Consider the following 15,088-nt stretch of genomic DNA (forward strand, 5'->3'; position numbering starts at 1 on the left):
GCAGTGGTTGAAGGACCTGATGTCGTCGGCTCCGGTCTTGCCCCCTCTCCCGCCAACGGGAGAGGGAGCAACACGGTGCGTGCGGCACAGGGCGAGACACTCGCCAAGCAACTCGCCCTCGTCATCGACCTCAACGTCTGTGTCGGCTGCCACGCCTGCGTCACCTCGTGCAAGCAATGGAACACCTCCGGCAGCGCAGGCCCGCTCGCCGACGAGCGGCCCTATGCCGCCAACCCCACCGGCACCTTCTTCAACCGCGTGCAGACCTACGAGGCCGGCGCCTTCCCGGTCACTGAAACCATCCACTTCCCCAAGAGCTGCCTGCACTGCGAAGATCCGCCCTGCGTGCCCGTGTGCCCCACGGGCGCGAGCTACAAGCGCAAGGAAGACGGCATCGTGCTGGTCGACTACGACAAGTGCATCGGCTGCAAGTACTGCGCATGGGCCTGCCCCTACGGCGCACGCGAGCTCGACGAAGAGCGCCAGGTCATGACCAAGTGCACGCTGTGCGTGGACCGCATCTACGACGAGCAACTGCCGAAGGAAGACCGCAAGCCGGCCTGCGTGAAGGCCTGCCCCACGGGCGCGCGCATCTTCGGCGACGTGAAGGACCCGGACTCCGAAGTGTCGAAGGCCATCCGCGAGCGCGGTGGCTACCAACTGATGCCCGAGTGGGAGACCAGCCCGGCCAACCAGTACCTGCCGCGTCACATCACGCAAGCCACGCAAGCCCCGCAGGCAACGGACGCGCGGGAGTAGCCGGATGCATCCCGCGTTCTCGATTCTTTTCTTCACCACGCTGGCCGGCGCGGCTCAGGGGCTGGTCTTCACGCTCGCGCTTGCGGCGCTGTTCGGCCTTGCGCTGGCACCCGGCTTCCTGACGCTGGCGCTTGGTGTTGCCGAAGTGCTGCTCGTGGCCGGGCTTGCCGCATCGTTCATGCACCTGGGGCGCAAGACTCGTGCGTGGCGTGCAGTGCTGATGTGGCGCACTTCGTGGATGTCGCGCGAGGTGATCGTGCTGCCAGCCTTCATCGCGCTGGTGGGGCTGTGGTGGCTGTCGCTGATGCTGGGTATCGGCGCGCCGTGGTCGTGGCTGCTGCCCGTGCTGGTGCTGTGCGGGGCCGTCGCGCTCTGGTACTGCACCGCGATGATCTATGCCTGCCTGAGCTTCATCGAGGAATGGGCGCATCCGCTGACTATCGTCAACTTCACGCTGATCGGGTTGTCGTCGGGGCTGGTGCTGGCCTGTGCAATGGCGGCTTTGAGCGGTGAGGCGCGCTTCGTACAAGTCTTCGGGCCGTGTGCGCTGGTTGCCACGCTGGCAGCGTGGGCTGCGCGCGGGCAAGCGCTCCGGCGCAATGCGGGCATCCGCCACAAATCGACGCTGCAGTCCGCCACTGGCATCCGCACGCAGAAGCTGGTTCAGAAGTCGATGGGCATGTCGGCCGGGTCGTTCAACACGCGCGAGTTCTTTCATGGTGCATCGCTGGCTGCGCTGAAGAACATGAAGCTTGGGTTTCTGCTGCTGGCCTTCGTGTTGCCGGCGTTGCTTTTGGTGTGGGGCCTTGCGAGTGCCGCGGTGTTGCCGTGGTTGCTCGCGGTGCTGGTGCAGGCACCGGGCCTGCTTGCCGAGCGCTGGTTCTTCTTCGCGCAGGCGAAGCACCCGCAGAACCTGTACTACCAGGTGGTGTCTTAGCGAGCAACAGCGTGATCGCGCTCGGCTCGAGAAGGCAGGCCTGCTTACCTGCGTGATGGAAGCAGCGTCGACAGCGCATCTGCTTCCTTCTTCATGGCCAAGGCCAGAGCGGTGCCGGCCGCACCGGCCAACTTGTCAGACAGGCCAGTGGCGACAAGTGTGTGCGCTACCCGCCCGGAGGCATCGAGCAGCGGCACGGCAATCACCGTCACGCCGCTCATGTAGTAGCCGCGATCGATGCTGAAGCCGCGCTTGCGGACCTGCTCGACCTCGCGCTTCCAGGTGGCAAGATCGATTGGCTTGTCCCATCGCAGGGCCTTGAAACGCTTTTCGATCTGCGGCCACGTCTCGCTGCTGAAGGCCGCCACCAGGCGCCCCGTGGCACTGACCAGCGCAGGGAAACGACTGCCGACATCCACATGCAGGCGGAAGGGAGCGTTGGAGCGCGACAAGGCCAGCACGACCATCGGCTCCATGTCATGGGTTTCGACGCCGATCATCGTTACGTTCCACTCGTTGGCCAGAACGTCGAGTACTGGTTGTGCGAGGCTGGCGAAGCTGCTGCTTTCGATCGCGCTGCGGGCCAGGCTCAACATGCCGGTTCCCAGCGAGTAGCGCTTGGTGTCGCTGTCGATCTTGACCAGGTCTTCAACGATGAGTGCACGAAGAATATGCAGGCAGGTGCTGGGGACGAGTTCGAGTTCATCGGCAATGGCCTTGACGCCCATCGCATGCGCGGAGCGCCCGAGAAGTCGCAGGATCGCGATGGCCCGCGTGACGCCGGGCACCGGCCTGACACGCACGGGCTTGGTGGGCTTGGCGCCTGTTTTCGTTGGCTTCGAGGCGGAAGAGGAACTGGACTTCATGGGGCTTGCGATTGGCGGGCGCAAGCTTATCCCAGAAGGCGCGCGGCGAACCAGGCCAGCCCAGGTGTTCCCGATAGCGGAGAGAGGGTCGGTCAGCGCAGTCATGGTGTCCATCGGTCCTAGTCCGCCTTCATTCCCGACGTCTTGATGATCGGCTCCCACTTTCGGCGCTCGCTCTGCACGAACTCGGCGAGCTGCTGGCGCGTGCCGCCGCCCGGGTCGAAACCGTACTCCAGCAATTGCTGGCGGGTCTCGGGCTTCTTGAGAATCCGGTTCATTGCTTCGTTCAACACGTCCAGCGTGGCCGAAGGCGTGCCGTGTGGCGCGAAGAGCGCGTTCCATGCGATGACCTCGAATCCCGCATAGCCCTGTTCCGCCACCGGCTTGATGCCCGGGACGAGCGCGCTCGGCACCGCAGAGGTGACGGCCAGAGCGCGCACGTGGCCTGCCTGCAGCTGCGAGCGCAATGCAGTGGGGGTATCGATCAGCAGCGGCAACTGCCCGCCGAGCACATCGGTCATCGCACTGCCGGAGCCCTTGTACGGCACCTGGAAGATCTGGAGCCTGGAGCGCTCCTTGAGCAGTTCGATGACCAGGCGGGCGCTCGTGCTCGGTGTCGCGATGTCCGCGGAGCGAGGGTCGCTCTTGAGCGCACTCACCAGATCGCCGATGGATCGCATCGGCGACTTGGCGTTCACAACCAGCACCATCGGAAAGCTGCCCGTCAGAACGATCGGTTCGAAGTCCTTCTCCGTCTTGATGCGCTGGCCGGCATAAAGGTACTGGTTGACCGCATGCGTGGCATTGGTCCCCATCGTGAGCGTGTAGCCGTCGGGCGGCGCGTCGGCGGCAAGCTCGGTGCCGAGATTGCCACCGGCGCCCGGCCGGTTGTCGACGATGACCGGTTGCCCCAGCTCCTTGGCCAGCAGGTTGCCGAGGTAGCGCGTGGCGATGTCGGTGCCTTGCCCGGCCTGGTAGGCCACGATGATCCGGATCGGCTTGGTGGGGTAGGTCTGTGCCGGCGCACCGTGCGAACAAAGAGCGATTGCGCAGCCCGTGGCGAGCAGTTTCCAAAGTCTCATTTTTGTCTCCTGTGAAGGCATCGTCGGTCCGGGCCTGACGCCCTTTTTCGGGTCTGTGTCACAGGCCTGGCCTCCGTTCGGAGTGTTGTGATTCGATGGCACACCACGGTCGGACGGGTTGAATCAAGTATCAAAGTCGCGGATGAAATTGTCAAAGAAGATGCAAATTTGTACTAAGACAAAATTAATTTTTGCACTTTCATGAGCGCCTGCGCGACCAGAACCTCCTGACCCGCAGCCCGCAGCTGGCCGCGCATGAACAGCAGGCTCGAGGTGCGGCGCACCAGCTGCGCTCGAGCTTCCACGAGCACGCCGGCTGCTACCGGCGCCAGAAATTGCGTGTCCAGCTGCACCGTCACGCAGGGCATGCGTGAGGCGGCCTCCCAGGCCACGGTGCTGATCGCGTGATCGGTCAAGGTGGCCAGAAGGCCGCCGTGCACGACACCCGCCGGGTTCAGATGAGCGTCGGTCGACCAGACGGCGTAGACCCAGCTCGTGCCTTCTCGCCTGGTCCACAGCGGTCCGGCGGTCGCCATGAAGGCACCGGCTGTGCGGATGCGACGCCAGCCTGCAGCGGCAAGGTTCTCGAATGAATCGATGGGTTCTTCCATGGCATGAGAGGTGTTCGTTGGAGGATGTCGAAGGTGTTCTTTCTACCTCAACTGAATCTGATGTTTTGTCTATATACAAAATAGAGTCGTATTTGACAATAAAACATAGTGAGTCGCATAGTTCAGGCATCGCAAGAGGACCTGAACTGATGACCCACCTGACCGACTACACCTCCTTCTCAGACGCACAGTCGCATTGCTCGACGGAGACGCTCTGGGCGCTTTTCGACGGCGACCGGCAGTCGTTCAACATCGCCTACGAGTGCGTCGACCGCCATGCGAGCGAAGGAAAGGTGGCCATCGTGGTGGCGTATGCGAATGGCAGCGAAGAGGTCATCACGTTCAAGGCGCTGTCGCGCCTGTCGAATCGCTTCGCCAATCTGCTGGTGGCGCGTGGCGTCCAGCCCGGCGATCGCGTCGCGGTCATGCTCGAGCCCTCGCTGGCCTTCTACGTGGCGATCTTCGGAGCGATCAAGACGGGCGCGATCGCCGTGCCGCTCTTTACGCTCTTTGGCCCGGACGGCATTCGTCTGCGCGTGGAAGACTGCAAGCCGAAAATTCTCGTGACCAATGCCGAGAAGGCGCCGGTGTCCCAAGGCATCGACGGTGTCGAGGTGCTCGTGGCCGATGGCGGCTTCGTGCAGAGCCTGAGTGCGTTCCCCGACACCTTCGAGGTTCGGACAACGGCCGAGGACTACGCGATATTCCAGTACACGTCCGGCACCACCCGCGAATTGCCGGCAGCCGTCAAGCACAAGCAGCGCGCACTCGTCACGTTGATGCTGGCGGCGCTCTACGGCACCGGCGTCCGGCCTGGCGACCGCTTTTTTTGCCCGTCGTCTCCCGCATGGGGGCATGGGCTCTGGCACGGCACGCTGGCACCGCTGGCGCTCGGGGTGACCATCGGCGCCTACTCCGGAAAGTTCGATGCGGCACGGCTGCTCAAGGCCCTGCAACACGGCCGCTTCAACAACATTTCGGCCGCGGCAACGCACTTCCGGATGATGCGCAACTCAGGTGCCGCGGACAAATACAAGTACTACCTGGAAAAGGTTTCCTTCACCGGCGAGCCGATGGACAGCGAAACAGAAGATTTCGTCCGCGCCACTTTCGGGCGGCCCGTGTGCAGCATGTACGGCACCACCGAGATCGGCGTGATTCTCGTGAACTACCCCGGCGCTGCGGATTTCAAGGTGAAGCCCGGTTCGCTCGGCAAGCCCATCCCCGGAGGGCGGGTCGATGTTCAGGACCCGGAAGGCAAGACATGTGCACCGGGTGTCGTGGGCGAACTCAAGATCTGGCGCAACGACGCCTGGGTGCCCACCAAGGACCTGGGCAAGGTCGACCAGGACGGCTACTTCTTTCACGCTGGCCGGGCCGACGACGTGATCATCTCCGCGGGCTGGACCATGAGCGCGGTGGAGATCGAAGACGCGGTGCTCAAACACCCCGACGTGCGCGAGGCCGCTGCGATTGGCGTAGCCGACGAACTCCGGGGCCAGGTGGTGAAGGCCTTTGTCGTCACGGAGCGCGAGGGCAGTGATGCCTTCACCAAGGAAATCCAGGACCTCGTGCGCAGCCGACTGAGTCAGCACGAGTATCCGCGCCACGTGGTCTTCGTGTCGGACCTTCCCAAGACACCCGCCGGCAAGGTGCATCGCAAGGTCCTGCGAGACCGCGAGCGGCAGCCCGCGAGCGTCTGACCCCTTTATTCCCCAACCCTCTTATCTACAACCACCAGGAGACCAACGATGTCTGTGCAAAGCGAAAGAACCTTCCCGAAGATCACCGAGCGCGGCCTGGACGAATTGCGCGAGCGCATCGGCCAGAAGATCGAAAACACCCAGGAGCCATGGTGCTACGAAGCCACGCGCGACAACATTCGCCATTACGCACACGGCATCGGAGACGACAACCCGCTCTGGTGCGATCCAGCCTATGCCGCAAAGACGAGGTACGGCAGCGTCGTGGCACTCCCGAGCTTCCTGTTCTCGACCAGCCGGATCGTGTCGGGCTATGTGGGTGGCCTGCCGGGTGTGCATGCGATGTGGTCGGGCGCCGACTGGACCTGGCACAAGCCCGTACTGCGCAATGATGAGATCCGCACCGAGGCCTACCTCAAGGACCTGGTCGAGCACCAGACGCGTTTCGCGGGCCGCGCGGTCCAGCAGATCTATCACGTCGACTTCTACAACCAGAAGGGCGACAAGGTGTCCGAGGCCGACAGCTGGTGCTTCCGCACCGAGCGCGATCATGCCCGGGAGCAGGGCACGAAGTACAAGGAAGTGCGCGCACGCACGCCCCGGCAGTACTCGCCCGAGGAGATCCAGGAGGCCTTCAAGCTCTATCGCAACGAGGAAGTGCGCGGCGCGACCCCGCGCTACTGGGAAGACGTGGTCGAAGGCGAGGCGCTGCCTGTGATGTTCAAGGGCCCGATGACCGTGACCGGCTTCATCGCCTATGCGCAGGGCTGGGGCGGCCTTTATATCCGTGCCAACAAGATGGCCTGGAAGCTGATCGACGCGCATCCCGGCGTGGGCATTACCAACCGCTTCGGCATTCCCGACGTGCCCGAGCGCGTGCATTGGGAAGAAGACTTCGCGCTTGAAGTGGGCGCACCGGGCGCCTACGACTACGGCCCGGAGCGCACTTCCTGGCTCACGCATCACCTGACGAACTGGATGGGCGACGACGGCTTCCTGCGCAAGGCCAGCTGCAAGATCCGCCGCCACAACCCCGAGGGCGACATGCTGTTCATCAAGGGGCATGTGAAGCGCAAGTACGTCGAGGACGGCAAGCATCTGGTCGAGATCGAGCAGGAAGCGCGCAACCAGGACGATGAGCTCTCCGTGCTCGGTTCCGGCGTGGTTGAATTGCCCAGCCGCGGCTAGTATTTGCGGCCGGAAACAAAAAAGGCCAACAAGGAAGACAAACGATGCGTGGTGCGCTCAGCGGCATTCGGGTAGTGGATCTGTCGCGCGTGCTGGCGGGGCCGATGTGCTCGCAAATGCTCGCGGATCACGGCGCGCATGTGATCAAGGTGGAGCCGCCCGGTGGTGACGACACCCGCACGCTAGGGCCGCCCTTCGACCGGCACGGTGACGCGTCCTACTTCAGCGCGATAAACCGGGGCAAGCAGTGCATCAGCATCGATCTTTCGAAGCCGCCGGGACGGCGGATCCTCGAACGGTTGCTCGAGGAGGCCGACGTCCTGATCGAGAACTTTCTGCCCGGTACGCTGGAAAAATGGGGAATTTCTTACGAAGGGTGGATCAAGGAGCGCTTCCCGCGCCTCATCCACTGCAGCATCAGCGGCTTTGGCGCAGACGGCCCGCTGGGTGGGCTGCCCGGCTATGACGCGGTGCTGCAGGCGCTGTGCGGACTCATGAGCGTCAATGGCGAACAGGCGAGTGGCCCGACACGGATCGGCGTGCCCATCGTCGACCACCTCACCGCCTACACCGCGCTGTCGGGCATCCTGCTTGCGCTGCAAGGCCGCAACGTCTCGGGCCAAGGGCAGCACGTGGAGGCTACGCTGTTCGATGCGGCGCTGAGCCTGCTGGTCCCGCATGCGGCCAACTACTTTCAATCGCATCAGGAGCCGGGTCTGCTCGGCAGCGCCCATCCCAACATTGCGCCCTACGACCGCTTCACGTGCGGCGACGGCGAGATCTTTCTCGGGATCATGAACCGTGGCCAGTTCGAGCGCTTCTGCGGTGTGGTCGAACGACCTGACCTTGCGGTGGACGAACGCTTCGCCGACAACGCTGGGCGTCTGCAGCATCGGGATGCCCTTCGGGTCGAGATCGAACACGCCATCTGCCACCGCGCGCGCAAGACGCTGTGCGATGCGTTGATGGCGGCGGGGGTGCCCGCGGCGCCTGTGCATTCGGTGTCGGAGGCCTTTGCCCAGCCTCACGCAAAGCATCGCGAGATGGTGGTCGCTCGCGATGACTACAAGGGAATCGGTCTTCCTGTCCGGTTGCACGGCACGCCAGGCTCGCCGGGCGCGAGTCCTCGGCCTTTCAATTCAGACGCCGTCTGCGTCCTGGAATCGCTCGGATTCACCGCGCTCGAGATCGAGCAACTGTTTGCCGACGGCGTCGTGCCCGCGCCGAATACGGCCATTCCCTTTGCTTAGGCTTCGAAGTTCAACGTGAGCCCGGGCGTCGGCCAGTCATCGATGGCAATCAGCCTCCCGCTGCCCGAGAGCGTGACGTAGGCCGTGCGCCGGTCGCGCCCGCCGAAGCAGATGTTGGTGGTGTAGCGGTCGGGCAGCGGCACATGCTCGACGGTGCTGCCATCGGGCGACACGATGCTGATGCCGCCGTGCAGCAGCGTCGCCACGCACAGGTTGCCGAGCGCGTCGACAGCCATCGAATCGAAGCGCTGGTAGTGCCCGCCCGGCGAGGCGCAGAGCATGCGGCCGCCATGCGGCGAGGGCCAGCCGTCCTTGCGAACGCGGCCCGGCGCGGTGATGTCGAAGGCCCAGACGCGGGCGCCCTCGGTCTCGGCGTAGTAGAGCGTGTTGCCGTCCGGCGAAAGGGCGATGCCGTTGGGCGTCATCACCGGCCGGGCGATGGTGCTTGCGGCGCTGCCATCGGCATGGCCGTAGAAGAGGCCACCGCGGTCCATGTCGTGCTCGCGCACCTTGCCCAGGTCGGTGAAGTAGAAGTCGCCCTGTGCGTCGAACACGATGTCGTTGGGGCCGCACAGCGCGCCGCCTTCGACTGTTTCGTACAGGCGCTCGGCGCGGCCGGTGGCGAGGTTCACGCGTTCGATGCGGCCGCCCGAATAGTCTTCGGCCTGGCCGACCGGCCGCAAGCAGCCGTCGGCTTCTGTGTGCCACTTGAAGCCACCGTTGTTGCAGACATAGACCGCACCATCGGGCCCGATGGCCGCGCCGTTCGGCCCGCCGCCGAGGTCGGCAACCACTTGCACCAGTCCGTCAGCACGTACGCGGGTGAGCGTGCCACGCGCGATCTCGACCAGCAGCACCGAGCCATCGTCCATGGCGATCGGGCCTTCGGGAAACTGCAGGCCGGTGGCGAGTTCGCGAATGTGCATTGGAGGGCCTCGGTGATCGATCCTCTTACTTTTTCGGATTCTGCATGCGCGCGATGATCTTGGAAGTCTCGTTGCCTTCCTCTCGACCGTCCGCGTAGCGGCGCATGTAGTCGAAGACCTTGGCTTGCGAAACCTTCACCATCTGGCCCGCGTGCAGGTTCGGTACCTCGACCGGTTCGTTCTTCAGCAGGCCTTCGATGACGTCACCGTTCCAGCGTGCGACTTCGACCCACATCCATTCGTTGCTGCCGCTGCGCGTGGTGAACGGTGCCTTCACGAGGATGTATTCGCCGGGCTGCAGGCCCTTGGCGAAGGCGTCGCGCAGCTTTGGCAACTGCGCGTTGGCCGCCTTGCTGGCGGCGAGCAGTTCGTCGTTGTGCTTGAGCCGCGTGACGCTGTCTTCGTCAGCACCGAAGACCGAGACCAGCATTGCGGTCTGCTGCGCATAGCGGTCGGGGCCCTTGTAGCGATCGAAGCGGATCTCGTACAGCCGGTTCTGCGGATCACCGCTTTCCCATGTGCCGTTGACCAGCGAGAGCTTTGCCACCGCTGCGGCATTGGGCTTCAGGTGCGTGAGTTGCGGGTCGCGCGCGGCGGCGTGCTTGAGTGCGCGCAGGTCCAGGTCGTACTGGCCGGGCTGCGCCAGCGTGGCGCCTTCGACCATCGCCTGCGAGAACATGTTGACGAGGTTGCCCATCGGCCGGTTGCTCGACCACGAGAAATCGCTCACCACCACGTCGGGCAATCCGAACTTCGACATGCCGAGCGTGATGGCCCGCACGAGGTCGCCGCTGCGGTAGGCATGAATGGTCGTGTGCTGCGACATGTCGGGCACGCCGCCGGCCCAGGTGTCGATGCGGCGCTTCTGCCATTCGTCGGGCGAAAAGACCTCGCGTGTTTCTTCGTCCCACAGCAGGCCGTTGGTGTCGCGCGCCACCTGCAGTGTGAGCTGCAGGGCTTTCTGCATCGCGGCCGACGACTGCTGCGCCGGGTGCGCGAAATCGATGATGAGTGCCTTGTCCGCGGTCTGCAGGGCTTCGGCTTGCTCGCGCGAGATGCCGCGGCCGAAGCGCTGCAGCATTTCCATGCTCGGCGCGCGGTACTCCTTGAGCACCGTGGTGGTGTTCCAGTTCGCGAAGACCACGGGCTCGGTGGCCGTCGCTGGCGTGGGTGCCGCTTTCAGCAGTTTCGGGCTGTCGCCGAGCTTGGCGAGCCGGCTGCGCAACGCGGCCATCGGGTCGGTAGCCGGGGCCTTGGCGTAGTAGATGGCGAACTGGAAGTGGACCGGGCCAGTCTGCTGCGGCGAGCCTGCGGGCACCGGGGCGCCTGGTACGGCCTTGGCTGCGCTTTGCGCAGTCGCTGGTGCCGCGGTCGCGGTCGGCGTGGCCGCGAAGGCGACAGCACCGGTAGAAGAAAGAATCAGCGCGGCGAGCGCGAGGCGGGGGAAGAAGGCGGTCGTTTTTGGTGAGGGCATGGTCAGGACGTCTTCGTTGCTGCGGATGCCGGCATTCTCCACACGGCCCGGCCTTAGCTTCGCCGGCCCCCCGTCGCGCGAGGCTTGCCCGGCGTGCCGGGCAGCAGGTGGTCGAGCGGCAGCGCTGTCTCCGACTTGATCTCGCGCAGCACGATGCTCGAACGCACGTGCGTCACGCCTGGCAGGCTGAACAGCACCTCGTGCAGGAAGCGCTCGTAGTGCTTCATGTCCGGCACGGTCACGTTCAGGATGTAGTCCGCGGGCCCGGTGGCCGACACGCAGCGAATGATCTGCGGGCTCGCGGCCACGGCCTCTTCGAAGCGCTGCACCATCGCCTCGCTGTGGCGGTCGAGGTTCACCTCGGCCACGGCAGACACGTGCAGGCCCACCAGTTCGGGGTCGACCAGCGCCGTGTAGCCGCGGATGACGCCGGCCGTTTCCATGTCTTTTATGCGCTTCCAGCAGGGCGTGGGCGACAGGCCGATGGTGTCTGAAATCTGCTGCACCGTCTGGCGGCCATCGTGCTGCAGTGCAGAAAGGATCTTGAGGCAATGCTCGTCAAGGGAAAGAGAATCGACGTTCATGGCAAATTCCGAGAAGATTATTCTTCAAACAAGGGTCTGCGCCAGTGTATTGAAGAAGCACTTCCCTGGTGTGTCGCAGAACAATTCCGGGCATGAACGCCCCACACGACACAGCCGCACTCAGACGGCCCGGCTACCAGCTCTCCGACAACCTCTGGGCCCCTTCGGGCTCGGTCTTCATCACCGGCACGCAGGCGCTGATCCGCGTGCTGGTGATGCAGGGCCGGCGCGACGCGCAGCGCGGCCTGCACACGCAGGGCTTCGTCAGCGGCTACCGCGGCTCGCCGCTGGGCATGGTCGACCAGGCCATCTGGAAGGCCGGAGAGCGCTTCAAGGAAACGGGCATCCGCTTTGTGCCGGCCGTCAACGAAGAGCTGGCGGCCACGCAGGTGCTGGGCACGCAGCGCGTCGAGTCCGATCCGGAGCGCACCGTCGAAGGCGTGTTTGCCATGTGGTACGGCAAGGGGCCGGGCGTGGACCGCGCTGGCGACGCCCTCAAGCACGGCAATGCGTATGGCTCGTCGCCGCACGGCGGCGTGCTGGTGGTGGCGGGCGACGACCACGGCTGCGTGTCGTCGTCGATGCCGCACCAGAGCGACCACGCCTTCATGGCTTGGCGCATGCCGGTGATGCAGCCCTCGTGCGTGGCCGAGTACCTGGAGTTCGGCCTGTACGGCTACGAGCTGTCGCGCTACTCGGGTGCCTGGGTCGGCATGGCGGCGCTGTCTGAAGTGGTCGAAAGCGCCGGCACCGTCGACCTGGACGTGATCAACGAGCGCGTCGAGGCCTGGGAAGACGCCGATACCGTGAGCGCCGCCACCGGCCACCACGCGCCGCCTGACGGCCTGCACTACCGCTGGCCCGACCTGCCGTCGCTGCGCATCGAATCGCGGCTCGAAGACAAGCTCGCGGCGGTGGCTGCTTTCACCAAGCGCAACAGCATCGATCGAGATGTGATCGTGAGCCCGCACGCGAAGGTGGGCATCGTCACCTGCGGCAAGGCGCATCACGACCTGATGGAAGTGCTGCGCCGGCTCGAACTCTCACCGGAGCAACTGGCCCGCGCCGGTGTGCGGCTCTACAAGATAGGCCTGAGCTTTCCGGTCGAGCGGACGCGCATCAAGGCTTTCGCGCAGGGGCTGGAAGAGATTCTCATCGTCGAGGAGAAGGGCGCAGTGGTCGAGACGCAGCTGCGCGACATCTTCTACAACGCACCGCCCGAAGCGCGGCCTGTGCTCGTGGGCAAGCACGATCGAGACGGCCAGCCGCTGGTGTCGGCGCTCGGCGAGCTGCGCCCATCGCGGCTCATCGAGCTGGTTGCGCACTGGCTGGCCGTGCACTTTCCCGACAACCACGACCTGGGTGACCACCTGCAGCACGTGCGCGACTTCACGCCGCCCGAGCTGCTCGGCAACGCGAGCGATGCGGTCAAGCGCGTGCCGTATTTCTGCGCCGGCTGCCCGCACAACACCAGCACCAAGGTGCCCGAAGGTTCGACGGCGCGCGCCGGCATCGGCTGCCACTTCATGGCCAACTGGATGGACCGCAGCACGGCAGGGCTGATCCAGATGGGCGGGGAGGGCGTCGACTGGATCTCGCACGCGATGTTCACCAAGACGCCGCACGTGTTCCAGAACCTGGGCGATGGCACGTACTACCACTCGGGCTACCTCGCGATCCGGCAGGCCGTGGCGGCCAAGGCAACGCTCACCTACAAGATCCTGTTCAACGACGCGGTGGCGATGACTGGCGGGCAGCCGGTCGATGGCGTCATCAGCGTGGATGCCATCGCGCGGCAGGTCGAATCGGAAGGGGTGCGCAAGGTCGTCGTCGTCAGCGACGAAATCAGCAAGTACGACGACATCAAGGACCGCTTTCCGAAGGGCACCGAGTTTCACGATCGCGCCGCGCTCGACGACGTGCAGCGCCGCCTGCGCGAGATGCCTGGCGTGACGGTGCTCATCTACGAACAGACCTGCGCGGCCGAGAAGCGCCGCCGCCGCAAGAAGGGCGAACTGGCCGACCCGCCCAAGCGCCTGTTCATCAACGAGGCGGTGTGCGAAGGCTGCGGCGACTGCACCGTGCAAAGCAACTGCGTGGCCGTACTGCCGCACGAAACGTCGATGGGCCGCAAGCGCAAGATCGACCAGACCAGCTGCAACAAGGACTACTCCTGCGCCAAGGGCTTCTGCCCCAGCTTCGTGGGCGTGACGGGCGGTAAACTGCGCCGCAAGAGCGGCGCGCTGGCGGCCGGGCGCGATGCCTTCCTGCATCGGGTGGCCGCATTGCCGCATCCGGCGGAGCATGTGTGGACCGGCCCCTACGACCTGCTCGTGACCGGCGTGGGCGGCACCGGCGTGGTAACGGTCGGCGCGGTGATCGCGATGGCGGCGCACCTGGAAGCCAAGGCCGCGAGCGTGCTCGACTTCATGGGCTTCGCGCAGAAGGGCGGCTCGGTGCTGAGCTTCGTGCGGCTGGCCGATTCGCGCGAGCGGCTCCATCAGGTGCGCATCGACACGCAACAGGCCGATGCGATCCTGGCCTGCGACGTGGTCGTAGGTGCGTCGGCCGATGCGCTGCAGACCGTGCGACACGGACGCACGCGCGTGCTGGCGAACATCCATGAGATTCCGGTGGCCGAGTCGCTGCGCAACCCCGATGCGGATCTGCATGTGGATCTGCTGCTGGAGAAGATGCGCTTCGTCGCTGGCGAAGAGCAGGTCGAGACCTTCGATGCGCAAAGTCTGGCGGAAGAGTTCCTGGGCGACACGCTGGCGGCGAACATCGTCGCGACTGGTTACGCATGGCAGCGCGGACTGGTGCCGCTGAGCCTGGAGGCGCTGATGCATGCGATCGAGCTGAACGGCGTGGCGGTGGCGGCCAACCAGTCGGCGTTTTCGCTGGGGCGGCTTGCTGCGGGTGACCCTGCGGCGCTGGATCAGTTGCGCGCTGCGCCTATCGATGCGCAGGCATCAACGACCGATGAGCGCCCGTTCGATGTGTTGCTCGCTGATGCACGCGGGCATCTGACCGGCTACCAGAACGCCGCATGGGCGGCCCGCTTCGAGACGCGCATCCGCAGCCTGCAGACGCGCGAGGCGGCACTGCCGGGCGGCGATGCGAGCCTGCCTTTCACGCGCAATGCGGCGCGCAGCCTGCTCAAGCTCATGAGCTACAAGGACGAGTACGAAGTGGCGCGCCTGTACACCGATGGCGCGTTCATGCAGAAGCTGAAGGAGCAGTTCGAAGGCGAGTTGAAGCTCGAATTCCACATGGCGCCGCCGCTGGTTTCTCGTGGGGCACACGGGCAGGTACCCGCCAAGATCCGTATCGGCGGCTGGATGCTGTCAGCGATGCGATGGCTGGCGCTTGGCAAGCGGCTGCGCGGCACGGCTTTCGATCCATTCGGGCGCACTGGCGAGCGACGCGCAGAGCGCGAGTTGATCGCGCATTTCGATGGCCTGCTCGAAGCCATGGCTGGCGAGCTGTCGGCCGGCAATCAGGCAACGGCCGCGCGCATTGCTGCGCTGCCGCTGTCGATTCGTGGCTTCGGCCACGTCAAGCTCGCGAACCTCGAAGCCGCGAAGCTGCGGGAGGCTGAGTTGCTGCACCGGTTTGCACCGGCGCGCTATCCGAAGCCGGAGCGTGCTGTGGAGGCGGGGCAGATCCGGGGGATCGCGATCGTGGCCGGTGCGCGCTGACCCTGGC

At 65.1% G+C, this 15,088-nt stretch carries 12 protein-coding genes; 6 read left to right on the forward strand and 6 right to left on the reverse strand.

Annotated features, from left to right (window positions below):
• Positions 1-3 precede the first annotated feature (3 nt).
• Positions 4-759, forward strand: coding sequence for a 4Fe-4S dicluster domain-containing protein (locus tag AC07O3_RS33590; RefSeq protein WP_495341433.1), 756 nt, complete (start codon positions 4-6; stop codon positions 757-759).
• A 4-nt stretch (positions 760-763) separates the two neighbouring features.
• Positions 764-1,696: a dimethyl sulfoxide reductase anchor subunit family protein gene (locus AC07O3_RS33595; RefSeq protein ID WP_093059508.1), complete on the forward strand. Its 933-nt coding sequence runs from the start codon at positions 764-766 to the stop codon at positions 1,694-1,696.
• A gap of 44 nt (positions 1,697-1,740) precedes the next feature.
• Here the strand turns inward: AC07O3_RS33595 and AC07O3_RS33600 are convergent, their stop codons facing one another.
• The 3 genes from AC07O3_RS33600 to AC07O3_RS33610 form a co-directional block, all read right to left on the reverse strand.
• Complete coding sequence (locus AC07O3_RS33600; protein ID WP_256329668.1) at positions 1,741-2,676, reverse strand: IclR family transcriptional regulator; 936 nt, start codon at positions 2,674-2,676, stop codon at positions 1,741-1,743.
• Positions 2,677-2,681: 5 nt separating this feature from the next.
• Positions 2,682-3,644 (reverse strand): Bug family tripartite tricarboxylate transporter substrate binding protein, encoded by a 963-nt coding sequence (locus AC07O3_RS33605; protein ID WP_093082116.1) that lies wholly within the window; start codon positions 3,642-3,644, stop codon positions 2,682-2,684.
• 173 nt (positions 3,645-3,817) lie between these two features.
• Positions 3,818-4,255 (reverse strand): PaaI family thioesterase, encoded by a 438-nt coding sequence (locus AC07O3_RS33610; protein ID WP_495341434.1) that lies wholly within the window; start codon positions 4,253-4,255, stop codon positions 3,818-3,820.
• A gap of 149 nt (positions 4,256-4,404) precedes the next feature.
• On the opposite strand from AC07O3_RS33610, the gene AC07O3_RS33615 reads away from it, so the two are divergent.
• The 3 genes from AC07O3_RS33615 to AC07O3_RS33625 are packed head-to-tail and all read left to right on the forward strand — an operon-like array spanning position 4,405 to position 8,396.
• Positions 4,405-5,958 carry an acetate--CoA ligase gene (locus AC07O3_RS33615; protein ID WP_093059514.1) on the forward strand — a complete coding sequence of 518 codons (1,554 nt, stop codon included), beginning with the start codon at positions 4,405-4,407 and terminating at the stop codon, positions 5,956-5,958.
• 48 nt (positions 5,959-6,006) lie between these two features.
• Positions 6,007-7,146, forward strand: a complete 1,140-nt coding sequence (locus AC07O3_RS33620; protein ID WP_093059516.1) for an FAS1-like dehydratase domain-containing protein — start codon at positions 6,007-6,009, stop codon at positions 7,144-7,146.
• A gap of 44 nt (positions 7,147-7,190) precedes the next feature.
• Entirely contained in the window at positions 7,191-8,396 is a 1,206-nt protein-coding gene (locus tag AC07O3_RS33625; RefSeq protein WP_495341435.1) for a CaiB/BaiF CoA transferase family protein, read from the forward strand.
• Here AC07O3_RS33625 and AC07O3_RS33630 read toward each other — a convergent pair.
• Genes AC07O3_RS33630 through AC07O3_RS33640 form a run of 3 tightly spaced genes read right to left on the reverse strand, consistent with a single transcriptional unit; the run spans position 8,393 to position 11,380 of the window.
• A complete protein-coding gene (locus tag AC07O3_RS33630) occupies positions 8,393-9,322 on the reverse strand; it encodes an SMP-30/gluconolactonase/LRE family protein (protein ID WP_495341436.1) in 930 nt (309 codons plus the stop codon). The two genes, AC07O3_RS33625 and AC07O3_RS33630, sit on opposite strands and share 4 nt — an antisense overlap.
• A gap of 25 nt (positions 9,323-9,347) precedes the next feature.
• Positions 9,348-10,796, reverse strand: a complete 1,449-nt coding sequence (locus tag AC07O3_RS33635) for a DUF2314 domain-containing protein (RefSeq protein WP_495341437.1) — start codon at positions 10,794-10,796, stop codon at positions 9,348-9,350.
• A 53-nt stretch (positions 10,797-10,849) separates the two neighbouring features.
• A complete protein-coding gene (locus AC07O3_RS33640) occupies positions 10,850-11,380 on the reverse strand; it encodes an Lrp/AsnC family transcriptional regulator (RefSeq protein ID WP_093059524.1) in 531 nt (176 codons plus the stop codon).
• A gap of 92 nt (positions 11,381-11,472) precedes the next feature.
• On the opposite strand from AC07O3_RS33640, the gene AC07O3_RS33645 reads away from it, so the two are divergent.
• Positions 11,473-15,081, forward strand: a complete 3,609-nt coding sequence (locus AC07O3_RS33645) for an indolepyruvate ferredoxin oxidoreductase family protein (RefSeq protein ID WP_495341438.1) — start codon at positions 11,473-11,475, stop codon at positions 15,079-15,081.
• The last annotated feature ends 7 nt before the right edge of the window (positions 15,082-15,088 follow it).

Source organism: Variovorax sp. GW821-FHT09D05 (assembly GCF_059416325.1).